Annotated in this window: 16 protein-coding genes; 15 read left to right on the top strand and 1 reads right to left on the bottom strand. The window is 44.6% G+C overall.

Features of this window, described 5'->3' with window-relative positions:
• Positions 1-80: 80 nt before the first annotated feature.
• From OO016_RS10410 to OO016_RS10420, 3 genes are all read left to right on the top strand, one after another.
• Positions 81-503, top strand: a complete 423-nt coding sequence (locus OO016_RS10410; protein ID WP_266013367.1) for a GNAT family N-acetyltransferase — start codon at positions 81-83, stop codon at positions 501-503.
• Positions 504-569: 66 nt separating this feature from the next.
• A complete protein-coding gene (locus OO016_RS10415) occupies positions 570-1,058 on the top strand; it encodes a DinB family protein (RefSeq protein ID WP_266013370.1) in 489 nt (162 codons plus the stop codon).
• Between the two features lie 27 nt (positions 1,059-1,085).
• A complete protein-coding gene (locus tag OO016_RS10420) occupies positions 1,086-2,114 on the top strand; it encodes a phosphotriesterase family protein (RefSeq protein WP_266013373.1) in 1,029 nt (342 codons plus the stop codon).
• 53 nt (positions 2,115-2,167) lie between these two features.
• Here OO016_RS10420 and OO016_RS10425 read toward each other — a convergent pair whose 3' ends face one another.
• Entirely contained in the window at positions 2,168-3,517 is a 1,350-nt protein-coding gene (locus OO016_RS10425) for a cyclic 2,3-diphosphoglycerate synthase (RefSeq protein ID WP_266013376.1), read from the bottom strand.
• A gap of 172 nt (positions 3,518-3,689) precedes the next feature.
• On the opposite strand from OO016_RS10425, the gene OO016_RS10430 reads away from it, so the two are divergent.
• The 12 genes from OO016_RS10430 to OO016_RS10485 all read left to right on the top strand — a co-directional run bounded on the left by OO016_RS10430 (position 3,690) and on the right by OO016_RS10485 (position 13,938).
• On the top strand, positions 3,690-4,154 hold the full coding sequence (locus tag OO016_RS10430) for a hypothetical protein (protein ID WP_266013379.1): 465 nt from the start codon (positions 3,690-3,692) through the stop codon (positions 4,152-4,154).
• The gene (locus OO016_RS10435; RefSeq protein WP_266013382.1) at positions 4,155-5,021 is read left to right on the top strand and encodes a helix-turn-helix domain-containing protein; all 867 of its coding nucleotides are present in this window, start codon (positions 4,155-4,157) and stop codon (positions 5,019-5,021) included.
• 213 nt (positions 5,022-5,234) lie between these two features.
• A complete protein-coding gene (locus OO016_RS10440) occupies positions 5,235-5,948 on the top strand; it encodes a pirin family protein (RefSeq protein ID WP_266013385.1) in 714 nt (237 codons plus the stop codon).
• A 12-nt stretch (positions 5,949-5,960) separates the two neighbouring features.
• Positions 5,961-6,590, top strand: a complete 630-nt coding sequence (locus tag OO016_RS10445; protein WP_266013387.1) for an NAD(P)H-dependent oxidoreductase — start codon at positions 5,961-5,963, stop codon at positions 6,588-6,590.
• Between the two features lie 125 nt (positions 6,591-6,715).
• On the top strand, positions 6,716-7,396 hold the full coding sequence (locus tag OO016_RS10450; protein ID WP_266013390.1) for an STING domain-containing protein: 681 nt from the start codon (positions 6,716-6,718) through the stop codon (positions 7,394-7,396).
• Between the two features lie 248 nt (positions 7,397-7,644).
• Entirely contained in the window at positions 7,645-8,772 is a 1,128-nt protein-coding gene (locus OO016_RS10455; protein WP_266013393.1) for an aspartate--ammonia ligase, read from the top strand.
• A 65-nt stretch (positions 8,773-8,837) separates the two neighbouring features.
• The gene (locus tag OO016_RS10460; protein WP_266013396.1) at positions 8,838-9,647 is read left to right on the top strand and encodes a class I SAM-dependent methyltransferase; all 810 of its coding nucleotides are present in this window, start codon (positions 8,838-8,840) and stop codon (positions 9,645-9,647) included.
• A gap of 12 nt (positions 9,648-9,659) precedes the next feature.
• Positions 9,660-10,424: a molybdate ABC transporter substrate-binding protein gene (modA, locus tag OO016_RS10465; protein ID WP_266013399.1), complete on the top strand. Its 765-nt coding sequence runs from the start codon at positions 9,660-9,662 to the stop codon at positions 10,422-10,424.
• Positions 10,417-10,818 carry a TOBE domain-containing protein gene (locus OO016_RS10470; protein WP_266013401.1) on the top strand — a complete coding sequence of 134 codons (402 nt, stop codon included), beginning with the start codon at positions 10,417-10,419 and terminating at the stop codon, positions 10,816-10,818. Before modA ends, OO016_RS10470 begins: the two co-directional genes overlap by 8 nt.
• The gene (gene modB, locus OO016_RS10475) at positions 10,815-11,489 is read left to right on the top strand and encodes a molybdate ABC transporter permease subunit (protein WP_369413846.1); all 675 of its coding nucleotides are present in this window, start codon (positions 10,815-10,817) and stop codon (positions 11,487-11,489) included. Before OO016_RS10470 ends, modB begins: the two co-directional genes overlap by 4 nt.
• Positions 11,486-12,364: an ATP-binding cassette domain-containing protein gene (locus tag OO016_RS10480; protein WP_266013404.1), complete on the top strand. Its 879-nt coding sequence runs from the start codon at positions 11,486-11,488 to the stop codon at positions 12,362-12,364. The genes modB and OO016_RS10480 overlap by 4 nt, the downstream gene beginning before the upstream one ends.
• A 23-nt stretch (positions 12,365-12,387) precedes the next feature.
• Positions 12,388-13,938 (top strand): SLC13 family permease, encoded by a 1,551-nt coding sequence (locus OO016_RS10485; RefSeq protein WP_266013406.1) that lies wholly within the window; start codon positions 12,388-12,390, stop codon positions 13,936-13,938.
• Positions 13,939-13,974 lie beyond the last annotated feature (36 nt).

Raw genomic sequence — 13,974 nt, forward strand, 5'->3', positions numbered from 1 at the left:
GAATCTTGGGAAGCTTCCTAGATTTATAAGACCGCACCATTACAATGATGATAAAAGTACTCAATCATAAAAACAAGGATTTGGCTAAGCAAATACAACTGCTTTTCCGGGCATCCTATGCCATTGAAGCACAATTGCTAGGAGCTGATGATTTCCCGCCCCTCAAACGGGAGCTGGAAAGTTATATGCAAAGCAAGAACACCTTTTACGGTTATTATTCTGAAGGGAATCTGGCTGCAGCAATGGAAATTGATGCCAGGCCCAAATCCACGCACATACAAAGCCTGGTAGTACACCCGGATTATTTTCGAAGGGGTATTGGCAGGGCACTGGTCAACTTTGTTTTTGAAAACTATACCTCTGAAGTCTTTACTGTTGAGACGGGTGCGGCTAATGGACCCGCTACGGAATTATACCTGAAATGTGGTTTTGAGGAACGCTACAAATACAATACGGATCATGGGATACGGAAAGTCCGTTTCCAAAAACAGATTAAGGTGTAATATGTACAGTAAAGAAATAAACAGCAATATTTTATATCTTCAGAAACCTAAACAAGATTAATTGTTATGAAATCCCCTACTCCCAAACAGATTGCCAAACACTTCCGGGCTATGGTATTCGGAGGAAACGCAACCGGCGTTTGCATGAAAGAGGTACTGGAAGACGTAAACTGGCTTCAGGCCACAACTTCAGTGCACAAGCTTAATACCATTCACATTCTGGTTTTCCATATCCATTACTACATTGCCGTCATTAAAGACGTACTACAGGGAAAACCCCTGAGTGCCCATGATAAACAAAGTTTTGATGCCCCGCCAATCAATTCCGAAGAAGCGTGGCAGCAATTCCTTACCAGAGTTTATGCCGATGTGGAGGCCACCACCCTGCTTATAGAAACGCTTCCAGAGGAAAAATTATGGGACGTTTTTGTAAAGGAAAATTATGGAAATTACTACCGAAACCTGCACGGAGTGATTGAACACAGCCATTACCACCTGGGGCAAATCTCACTAATCAGTAAAATACTTACTCGTAAAGCTCAGGATGGTAAATAGCAAGCTGCTGTAATTTAAAACGGAAAGATGGAGTACTCTTTCGCAAGAATACAAGTAAAATGCCTGTTGGGCTTTATGCTGCTCATAGCATCCATTACAGCATGTAATGAACCGGATAGTAAAGGCTATACACAAACGGTAACCGGCAAAATGGATTTGGACACCAACCTGGTATGGTTATCTCATGAACATATCCTGGTTGATTTTATCGGTGCCGATAGTATTGATCCCGATAGTTGGAACCCTACAGAATTAGAAGCACAGGTACTTCCTTATTTGAATGACCTGAAAAAACATAAAGTAGATATCTTTGTGGATGCCACCCCGAATTACCTCGGACGCGAAATTGGCCTACTTAAAAACCTGAGTGAACGTACCGGGCTCAGGATTATTACCAATACCGGCCTCTATGGGGCAAGAAACAACAAGTTCATCCCGGAATATGCAAAGGAATTAAGCGCCGAAGCACTAGCAGCCCTTTGGATTAAAGAGTATGAAGACGGGATATCGGGGAGTCCGATCAGACCCGGTTTTATCAAAATAAGCGTAGATGATACCCTGCCTCTGGATCCATTACACAAAAAACTGGTTACGGCTGCTGCCCTAACCCATAAGGCTACCGGATTGACCATAGCCTCCCATACAGGCAAAGCTCAAGCCCTCTGGCCTCAATTAGAAATATTGAAAACTTCCGGGGTAGATCCTTCCGCTTTTATATGGATTCACGCCCAGGCCGAAGAGGATTTAAATGAACTCCTGAAAGCTGCCAACTACGGCTGCTGGATAAGCCTGGATGGCATGGGGTGGGAATTGGAAAATCATATTGAAAAGCTCCGTTTTGCCAGGCGAAACAATTTTCTGGATAAGGTGTTGATATCCCATGACGCAGGTTGGTACGATCCACAAAAGGAAGTGCAGACTATCCAACCCTATACCGCCATCTTTACCGCAGTCTATCCGAGATTGAAAGCTTCGGGGTTTACCGATACGGAATGGAATCAACTCATCTCAGTGAACCCAGCCAAGGCGTTTCAAATTAAGGTCAGGTCCTATTAAAAAACCCATACCCCCGAAAAGGGATATGGGTTATTACAATCAACCAAATTAAACTAGCTTATTGCAGCTAATAGTTCTTGTTTTTCCAGAAAAGCTTCCAGAACGCCTTCCAAATTAGGACTTCCTATGGACTGTAAATCATAAAAAACCCGTGTTGAAGGCTTTTGTATATCAATAACCCTATTCAAATCCATAGGGGTACCAATAACTACCGCATCGCAATCGCAGGTATTGATAGTAACTTCCAAATCACGCAGTTGGTCTGCTCCATAGCCCATTGCAGGAAGGAGTTTCCCAATCCCCGGATAGGTTTCAAATGTATCTTCCAATTGACCTACTAAAAAGGGTCTTGGATCTATCAACTCCTTTGCGCCAAATTTTAGGGCCGCCAGGGTTCCTGCCCCAAGTGTCATACCTCCATGGGTTAATGTAGGTCCATCTTCAATCACTAAAACACGCTTTCCCCTGATCACTTCTGGGTCGGCTACCCGAATCGGAGAAGCAGCATCAATTACCTGGGCGGCAGGTACCGTATCAGCAATTATCTTTCTGAGTTTCAGAATATCCTCGGGAGAAGCACTATCAATCTTGTTAATGATAACCACATCTGCCATTTTAAGAGTAACCTCCCCTGGATAATACGCCAGTCCATGTCCCGGCCTGTGGGGATCTGTCACCGTAATGTGCAAATCGGACTGATAAAAGGGGAAATCATTATTTCCTCCGTCCCACACAATGATATCACAACCATCTGGATCGTTTTCCGCTGCCCTCAAAATGGCCTCATAATCTACCCCGGCATAGATTACGTTTCCACGTACGATATGGGGTTCGTATTCTTCCATTTCCTCAATAGTGCAGTCGTATTTTTTCAAGTCGTCCAGGGTGGCGTATCTCTGAACACGTTGTGCCTCAAGATCCCCATAAGGCATGGGATGCCTGATGGCCACCACCTTAAGCCCTTCGGCCATTAACAGTTCTACAACTTGCCTTGCCGTTTGGCTCTTTCCACAACCTGTTCGCGTGGCCCCAATACTGATCAGAGGTTTTGTGCTTTTTAGAGAGGTTTCCTCCGGACCCATTAAAATAAAATTGGCTCCTGCTGCATTTACCAGGGCGCTTTTATGCATTAGCGACTCATAGGAGATGTCCGAATAGGCAAATACCACATCATCTACGCTGAGCTTTTCTATTAGGAGTTCAAGCTCCTTTTCATCAAAAATGGGGATCCCTTCCGGATATAATTCCCCTGCCAGGGAAGCAGGGTACTTTCGACCCAGAATATTGGGTATCTGGGCGGCGGTAAAAGCCACCACTTCATAATTGCGATTGTCTCTGTAAGCCGTATTGAAATTATGAAAATCTCGTCCGGCTGCACCCATGATCAGGATTCGTCTCTTCATAGTAATATATTTGATTTTTGTTCTTGTTTAGTTCCCGTAAAGGTAAAGGAGTACCGGCCGGATAAATATGATTTTTATCATCCTGAATTTGACCTTGTCTGTGTTCTTAAACACTATAAAATCGTGTTTCCCACCCGAAATCTGTTATCTTTATACCCTTATCAGATTGCGAATGGAACTTACCTCTCCCATAGAAAGGACAGACCTGGAATCCCGGCCTAAACTCAGGAAAAAGTACACTGGTTTTCTGGAACTAATTTCCGAATTGAATTCAAGGGATCTCCCTGTTTCCATCATCGACAATTTGAACAAGGAGATAGACAGCCTGAATCTGGTATTGGATGGAGATAAGCAGTTTTCCAGGCAATTGGGCAGGAAAAAACACGCCATTTTAAAAATACTTGAGAAGGAGCTGAAACTCGTACCGAGGAATTATTACAGGAACCAATGGATGATTATGGGAATGACCATTTTCGGGGTCCCTATGGGCGTTGTCCTTGGCACAGCCCTGGACAATATGGGCTTTCTGGGTATTGGTATACCCATAGGCATGGCCATTGGTCTGGGGGTTGGCAGCGGCATGGATGAGAAAGCCCGGAAAGAAGGAAGGCAATTGAAAGTAACCCAGGATTTCTAAATGGATATTTTGCCCACTTACACCCAGGTGAACCGGGAAGACAGTCAGGTCAATTTCGGGATTTCCCGCATGGAGGACATTTACGACAGGCGTGAAGGCCGGAAAGACCAGCCCCATCGTCATAATTTCTATACAATTCTCCTGATCAAAGATGCCGAAGGAGAGCATATCATCGACTTTAACACCTATCCGCTTGAAGGACTTAGCATTACCTTTATCAGCCCCGGTCAGGTGCACCAGGTTATTGAAAATAAACGTTCTGAAGGTTTTTCCCTTGTATTTTCCTCTGGCTTCCTGGCCCAGAACAATATCCCGATTGAATTTATTGAAGACCTCAACCTGTTTCAATGTTATGGGGAGAGTCCTCCTCTTTCCCTGGATCCGGATGAGTTTATGCAATTAAGTGCTTATGCAGAAGAAATGCTCAAACTGCAACAGGCCGAAATAGCATTGAAGGAACAGGCTATTGGCGCCTTGGTGAAACTAATGCTGATAAGAGCTAACAATCTATGCCATCTTTCCAAAGCTGATCCCGTGATACAAAGCACAGGGCAAAGTACTTTTCGGAATTTCCGGGAACTCCTAAATCAGAACTTCTCGCAATGGCATGCCGCAGCCGAATACGCAAGTGCCCTCCATATTACACCAGACCACCTGAACCGCGTAGTCAAGTCGCTCAGTGGTAAAACGGCCAAGGAGCATATTCAGAGCAGGATTTTGACCGCAGCCCGCAGGTTGTTGTATTTCACTGATCAATCCAATAAGGAGATCGCCTACGCTCTGGGTTTCAAGGAGCCGGCCCACTTCAGTGCCTTCTTTAAAAAATGCACTGGCACTTCCCCTTCCCATTTCCGTTCGGGGATTTAGGTCGGATTTTTATAAGCCATCACCGTATTTTAATATTCCCCGATCCCTGGTGTTGAACGAAATTTGTAGTGTTCAAATGTTATCAATGTGATGAGTGGGCATAAGAATACCAATATGATACTTGCAAAGAAAGTACGATTGAAAAAGTCTTCTTATGATGCGTTTATAAAAAACACAAATTTCAAAACAGATTCAACTAATAAAAATACAGCTATGAATACCGTATTACACAAAGCAGAAACACGTGGGCATGCCAATCACGGGTGGCTTGACTCCCACCACACCTTTAGTTTTGCAAACTATTACAACCCGGATCGTATGAACTTTGGAGTACTCCGTGTATTGAATGATGATATCGTCTCCGGGGGAAAGGGATTCGGAACCCACCCCCATGATAATATGGAGATCATCTCCATTCCCCTTGAGGGCGACCTTGAACACAAGGATAGCATGGGCAATACCACGGTTATCCGTGAAGGGGATGTTCAGGTAATGAGCGCCGGCACGGGTATCTTCCACAGCGAATACAACAAAAATCCGGACAAGCCGGTAAAATTCCTGCAGATCTGGGTATTTCCCAATAAAAAAGATGTAACGCCCAGGTATGATCAGATTACGGTTGGAGATCTTGAAAAAGAAAATGCCTTTTACCAGGTATTGTCACCAAATGCAAATGACCAGGGTGTATGGATTCACCAGGATTCCTGGTTCCATATGGGAACTTTTGAGGCCGGCAAGGAAGGGAGTTATTCCCTGAAAAAAGAGGGTAACGGAGTTTATGCATTTGTGATTGAAGGGGAAGTGGAAATTGAGGGGCAAAATCTTGGCAAGAGAGATGGCTTCGGGCTTTGGAACACTCCGGAAATACATGTAAAATCAAATACCGCCAGCAAAATATTATTAATGGAAATTCCTATGAATCTCTAAAACATTAACGCTATGAAACTATTAGAAAATTTAAACTGGCGATACGCCACCAAAAAATTTGACCCGAGCCGTAAAATAAGCCCGGGGGACCTGGAAAAGATCAAAGAGGCTATTAGATTATCCGCTTCTTCCTACGGCCTGCAACTCTACAAAGTTCTTGTTATTGAAGATCATGAGATAAGAAAAACACTAAAAGAGGCCTCCTGGGGACAAACCCAAATCACCGATGCTTCACACCTCTTTGTTTTCTGCAACACCGCCCAGGTTAAGGCCTCGGATATTGATGATTACCTGGAACTAAAGGCGAACACTCAAAATCTGGATGTCGGGAATTTGAAGGGATACGGTGATTTTATGAAGGATAAACTAACATCATTGAGTCCGGAAGCACAAAAAAACTGGACGGCCAGACAAACTTATATTGCCTTAGGCAACTTTCTGGCGGCCTGTGCGGAACTGCATATCGATTCCTGTCCCATGGAAGGTTTTGAACCTGAGCAATACGATGAGATCCTCGGGTTAAAGGAAAAAGGACTTACTGCTGCAGTAGTGGCTACGGCAGGCTACCGCTCTAAAGAAGACCAGACCCAGGGAATGGCCAAAGTCCGCAAATCGGCAGATCAGCTTTTCGAAACTATTTAAAGAGTTCCAAAGAAGTGTATAACTTACTCTTAGTGTAGCTGTTAAGCTGTTTAAATAATCCTTATATTGAATGGACTTTTCTTTTGTAGAAGTCCATTTTTTTTGGCTAATACCAAGGATTAATCATGAGTGTCAATTTTAAGTTTTTTCCGTTCAAGGATTTTATTTTTTCAGTAGTTCCCACTGCAGCTTCCTATGAAGGTTATCTTAAGGATATTGTCCCCCTCGAGCTATTATCCAACAAATTTGTGGAACTGGGGGTGGGTGCCGGCCTTTCACTGCTGCTGGCCCTGGTATTTTACAGGGAAAATCTAAAGTCCTACAAAAAATCCCTGGCAGAGATATTGGCTACTGGTTATTTTTCAAACTTCACCGGCAGGTTGGGCAGGATTTTGGATAGCAAAAAACCGCTCACCTTTGTGTTTACGGACAACAAGGAATGTCTGGTGAATCCTGAAAATATTGAAGTGTATGTGAAACTACCGGATTCCTTATCGGCTTTGAAGAAATACAGCAGTGATGTAAAAAAGAATTATCCAATAGCGTACTTGAAAGATAGCCCAACACAGGACCCGCTCTGGGTAAGGGGAATGGTTGATGACGATGGAAAGATGACCATTTATGAATACCCAAGGACCCTATTTGCCCTGCCCTCCTATCTCAAAAAAGACTTTTCAACCCAAAAAAAAGCAGAGAAAAATTCAATAAAGCTCTTTGCTTACTTCAAAGCCAAAATAGAAGGTTTCCGTATCGAATTCAGTCAGGATTTAGATGAAGAAAGGATTCGTTTTTCAGATACCCCCTAAATAAGTTTTGGAATAGTAATTCAGTGGCTCCCCATACCTCTTTGAATAACAAAGCGGACACCAGCCAAAATACCTCAATTTATTAAGTTAATATTTTGTTTTTCAGATTATTATATCCAGCATCAGAAACATCCCAAACCTGAGATTTATCACCTTTTTTACTATCCTATTTCTGTACATTTAAGCTGGATTTCCCGGACCTCCTCTTGTGGTTATTCCGGAACTAATCTGCAATAAATTCCAAACCTATGAATAGTAAGATATCAGACCTTGCCGGACCTGGCATCAGCACTTATGAAGCTGTCAAAGAAGTATTACCAAAGGATTATGCTGCCCTGCAGACGCCTTTAAGGCGCATGGAAGCCCTCTATGAAGTGAAAGAGTTTATAGAAAAAGGGCTGGCCAGGGCATTAAACCTCCAGATGGTTCAAGTGCCGCTGATCGTAAGCAAAGACAGCGGAGTTAATGATTATCTGGATCGGGATGGTTCCCGAACCCCGGTAGAGTTCCCGGCGGGACTCGGCCTGGAAAAACGGATTGAGGCCCAGGTAGTACAAGCTGCTACCAAATGGAAACGCATGGCCCTTGCCCAGTTCCAGTGTGAAGTAGGTCAGGGTATAAATACAGACATGCGCGCTATCCGAAAAGATTACTTCCTGGACCACGACCACTCTTCTTACGTAGACCAGTGGGATTGGGAAAAACGCATAATCGAAAAGGACAGGACCCTGGACTATCTCAAGGAAACAGTACGCAGGATATGGGCAGTAATCAGGGATGCTGGTCGGATGGCCAGGGAAAAGTTCCCGGAACTTAATACTGCGAAATACCCGGATTTCCCGGAAGAACTTAAATTCATCCACGCCGAGGAGATCCTCGAAATGTTTCCTGAACTGCCACGCAAAGAAAGGGAGACCGAACTTCTCAAAAAGTATCCCGCCGTTTTCATTATAGGTATAGGCGCTTTGCTGGAAGACGGTTACCCGCATGAAATGCGCGCAGCCGATTATGACGACTGGATCACCCCCACTATCTCTAAGAATGGCAAACAGTATTATGGTCTTAACGGTGATATTCTAGTTTACAATCCGGTAACGGGAAGACGGCATGAGTTGAGCTCCATGGGTATTCGGGTTACCAAAGACAGTCTTAACAAACAGCTGGAATTATCCGGACAAATGGATTTCCTGAGCCTCCCCTACCACCAGGCTATTCTCAATGATGAAATACCCCTGAGCATTGGGGGTGGCATCGGACAGGCTCGCACCTACATGTATTTGTTACGCACTGCTCATCTTGGTGAGGTCACCGTTTCTGTATGGCCTGAGGAGCTCAAAAAGATCTGTGCAGAGAAGAACATCTATGTTCTGGAATAAAATAAATGTAGCATCAGGCAAATACAGCCATTGCAGTTTAGGTTCTATGGCTGTATCTTTCTGGAGTGAATCCCGGAAAAGATTATATCAGGCAAAACAGGGAAGGCTGGAACAACAAGGTGGAAGTCCACCTGCAATCTGAGTTCTATGATGTTAAGGGATTCCTGAGCGGGAATTCGTCCCTTCAGGAAATCGAAATAGGCCTTCTGGGCGATCTTAAAGGCAAGAAAATCTTACACCTGCAGTGCCACTTTGGACTGGATACGCTATCCCTGGCGCGCTTAGGGGCCGATGTAACCGGAGTAGACCTTTCGGATAAAGCCATTGGAAAAGCCCGGGATCTTGCAGAGGAATCGGGCTTGGAAGCTCGTTTTATTTGTTGCGACTTGTATGAGCTGGTTACCCACCTCGATGAACAATTTGATCTGGTCTACACCACCTATGGCACTATTGGCTGGCTCCCTGATTTGAACAAATGGGCATCCCTGATCTCACACTTCCTCAAACCAGGCGGTGAATTGCTTTTCATTGAATTTCATCCGGTAATCTGGATGTTCGATGACGATTTTAAAGAAGTGGGATATGATTATTTTAATACACGCCCAATTATTGAAACGGAATCCGGGACTTATGCAGATCGGGATGCATCCCTGGAGCAGGAACTTGTTTCCTGGAACCATGGGTTGGGTGAAGTATTCAGCAGCCTTTTGAATGCCCGGTTGGAGATTGTTCTATTTGAAGAGTATGATTATTCACCTTACGATTGTTTTAAAAACACACGTGAAGAAGAGCCAGGCCGCTACCGCATCAAACACCTGAGTCACAAAATACCTATGGTCTATGCTCTTAAAGCCAGGAAGAGGGCAAGGCTATAATTACAGAAATACATGAAATACAGCTACTTTTTTGTCCTTGTGATTTTCCTGCTCGCTGTTTCCTGCAAAAATTCAGGGCGAAAGGAAAAACTGGTCATAGCAACTGCTGCCAATATGCAATTTGCCATGGACGAGGTCACAGAGGCATTTAGCAGACAAAGTGGAATTGAAACGGAAATCATACTCGGATCTTCAGGTACCCTGACTGCCCAGATAATGGCCGGAGCTCCTTATGATATTTTTCTTTCCGCCAACTTGCAATACCCGGAACACCTGTATAAGCAAGGTTTGGGTTATAGGCCACCTGAAACTTATGCTTACGGGCAGCTGGTTTTATGGACATGCAAAGAAGGTATAGAACCATCCTTAGAAACGCTACGGCAAGAACAGGTATCTCACATAGCTATTCCCAATCCACAAGTAGCTCCTTATGGAAGAGCGGCCAAAGAGGTACTTATGCAAAAAGGACTCTACAATGAAGTAGCGTCAAAGCTGGTTTACGGTGAAAGCATTTCCCAGACCAACCAGTTTATCCGTACAGGAGCAGCGGAAATAGGTTTTACGGCACTATCGGTTGTTTTGTCTGAGCAGGTACGGGGGACAGGGAGCTGGTTGAAGCTACCCCAATCTACTTACAGTAGCATTGCCCAGGGTGTTTTGATCCTCGATAAGGATACGCAACAGCTCAATAATGCCATAAAATTTCATAATTTTCTAAAAAGTGAAAAGGCCCGTCAAATTCTGGAAAAATACGGGTACCTGAAAGCTGATGAATAAATTGAAGGGACATATAGCCAAAATTAAAACAAGCGGTAACCTCTCCCGTGTAGATGTAGCACTTTCAGAGGATATTGTGGTATCTGCTGTAGTAATTGAAACCCCGGATACAGCCGCCTACCTCAAAAAAAACAATGAGGTTTATGTCCTTTTCAAGGAAACAGAAGTCATCCTGTCTGCCGATCCTGAGGTAGAGATTAGCCTGGTAAACAGGATCCCGGGAAAAATTAGCAATCTGCTTGTGGGAGATCTTTTTTGTGAGGTAAGCATACAAACCGAAGTAGGCGAGATAAGGTCTGTTATAAGCAAAATTGCATGGGAAAGATGGCCCATGGCCGTAAAAGACCCGGTAACTGCCCTGGTTAAGATTAATGAAATTATGCTTCAGGAATGATGGATTGGGGACCCCTTTATTTAACGCTTAAACTTGCTCTGGCCACTACATTTATCCTGGTACTGGTAGGCATACCCCTGGGCTACTGGCTTTCAAGAACCACTTCCTGGGTTAAGCCCGTGATTGAAACTCTGGTGAGTATGCCTCTGGTTCTGCCCCCAACGGTCCTTGGCTTTTATTTTCTGATAGTCTTTGGCCCGGAGCAGTTTTTGGGCAGCTGGATCGACAAATGGCTGGGGATAAGGCTCGTTTTCTCCTTCCCGGGATTGGTTTTGGCTTCCGTGATTTACAGCCTTCCTTTTATGGTGCAACCTATTCATTCCGGGCTTTCCAGTCTTCCAAATTCACTGCTGGAGGCCTCCTTGCTTATGGGTAAATCCAAATGGCAGACCCTGATTAAAGTGGGTTTACCCAACATAAAACCAGCCTTGCTAACCGGGATTATACTCTCCTTTGCCCACACCATTGGTGAATTTGGCGTGGTCCTGATGATCGGGGGCAGTATCCCGGACAAAACCCGGGTGGCTTCCATTGCTATATATGAAGAAGTGGAAGCTCTGAATTACACTACAGCACACACCTATTCACTGTTTCTGCTTGTCCTCGCATTTATTGTATTGATGAGTGTTTACCTCATCAACGGAGGGTATCTAAAAAGATTCTGGAGATGATTTCACTGGATATTCATAAAAGTCTCCGGGCAGAAGGTGGAGTTATGGACCTCAGGGTCAATATTTATATTGAGAAGGGAGAGTGGGTAACCCTTTATGGACCTTCTGGTGTTGGTAAGACCTCTACCCTGAGAATGCTGGCAGGATTGATGAAACCAGATGAAGGATCTATTTCAGTCTCGGATACTCCCTGGTTCGATTCTGCAAAAAGGGTAAACCTGAAACCCGGACTTCGTAATATTGGCTATGTTTTCCAGGACTTTGCACTTTTCCCGAATATGACCGTTAGGCAAAACCTTGAATACGCAAGGAAAAAGGGGGGTAATGGCAATTTGCTCAATGTGGTGCTGGAAATGATAGAGTTGGGTGAACTCCAGGACCAGAAACCTGCAAGCCTTTCAGGGGGACAGAAACAAAGGGTTGCCTTAGCCAGGGCTTTGGTTCAGGAACCAAAAGTACTGCTACTCGATGAACCTCTGTCTGCTTTGGACCCGGCCATGCGGATGAAGCTCCAGGAATACCTGGGTAAGGTACACAGGGAATTTGAGTTGACTACACTTCTGGTTAGTCATGATATCAGTGAGATAAGCCGATTATCAGATACGGTCCTTGTCATGGAAAAAGGCAGGGTCGTCAAAAAAGGCAAGCCTTCAGAAGTATTTTTTAAGCAACAGCTTAGTGGTAAATTCAAATTCACCGGAAAGGTCATCTCTATAGAAAAGGCAGATCTGATGTATGTGGTGCATGTACTGGTACAGGAACAGGCCGTAAGGGTAATAGCCACAGCTGAGGAAGTGACCGACCTAAAGCCAGGTGATCAGGTAATGGTTGCCTCTAAAGCATTTAATCCCTTGCTTTACAAATTGGATATTTAATATTATGTCTTTGATTAGCTAACATGCCTACCGGAAGAAAATACATCCCGGACAATCCTGCAAAAGCCATCAGGTATCTCTTATTTGTTGCTGCTCCCTTTATTGCTGCCTACTTGATTGCCTACGTGGAACTGGACCCTGATAAACCTGTTCTGACCTATACCCTGGCCGTGGCTGTTCTAATGGCCATATGGTGGGTTACCGAGATTGTTCCCCTTGCCATTACCTCGCTGCTGCCAATTGTACTGTTCCCGGCATTTGGCATTATGGATGGCAGGGAAGTTTCTGCTACTTATTTCAATCATGTTATTTTCCTTTTTATTGGGGGTTTCCTGGTTGCCCTCGCCATACAGAAATGGGGACTGCACAAGCGTATTGCGTTAAAAATCCTGAAAATTGTTGGCAGCAGTCCGGCACGTATATTACTGGGCTTTATGTTTGCCACTGCATTTCTGTCCATGTGGATCTCAAATACGGCAACCGCCATGCTCATGGTTCCCATCCTGCTATCCATCATCACAAAACTGGAAGAGATCAATACCAAAGCCCTGGTCAATCATTTTGCAGTGGGGCTTCTATTAAGTATAGCCTACAGCGCTTCTATTGGCGGGGTGGCCACACTGGTCGGCACTCCTCCAAACCTTTCCTTTGCCCGGATCTTTTACATTTATTTCCCGGAGGCTCCGGAAATTTCCTTTGCTACCTGGTTTTTTTATGCCTTCCCCATAACTGTATTGCTTTTTGGGCTGGTTTTCGGGTATCTCTATTTCATTTTCGTGAAGCGCAAAACTCAGTGGAAAAGCCTTAGAAAAGAGGAAATCGCTGAGGCTTATTTAAAACTGGGGAGTAAAGGGTTTGAAGAAAAGGTATTACTGGTGGCCTTTGCAGGCCTTGCCCTTCTCTGGTTTTTCAGGGCAGATATTGTCCTCGGCTCATTCACCATTCCGGGATGGTCAGGACTCTTCAACCAGCCTGAATTTTTTAATGATGGAACCGTAGCCATTCTGGTGGCCGTAATTCTTTTTATAATACCCTCGAAATCCAGTCCGGGAACTTTTTTAATGGACTGGAAAGCTGCAGAGGAAATTCCCTGGGAAATCATCCTCCTTTTTGGCGGAGGTTTTGCACTGGCAAGTGGCTTCAAAGAATCTGGACTGTCTTTATGGTTTGGACAACAACTGGAATGGCTTAGCGGCATGCCCCCAATAGTGCTTATACTGTGCATAAGCCTGCTGGTTACATTTCTTACCGAGGTAACTTCAAACACAGCTACGGTAGAAACCCTGTTGCCTATCCTGGCAGGCCTTGCCGTAAGTATTGAGACAAACCCCCTGCTTTTTATGTTGCCCGCAACCATTGCAGGCTCCCTGGCCTTTATGCTGCCCGTGGCCACCCCTCCCAACGCAATCGTTTTTGGGAGCAAGCGGTTAACGGTGATTCAAATGGCCAAAACCGGGTTTGTCCTTAACCTGATAGGGGTGATTCTGGTAAGCCTGGTGACCTACTATTTTGGAACGCTTATTTTCGATATCAGCGAGGGAATATTTCCAGATTGGGCAATCATACCCAAATAAAAAGGGGCTGGTAAACCAACCCCTTTTTTGAATAGA

It is taken from the genome of Lentiprolixibacter aurantiacus, from assembly GCF_026241225.1.
Lineage (GTDB): Bacteria > Bacteroidota > Bacteroidia > Flavobacteriales > Flavobacteriaceae > Lentiprolixibacter > Lentiprolixibacter aurantiacus.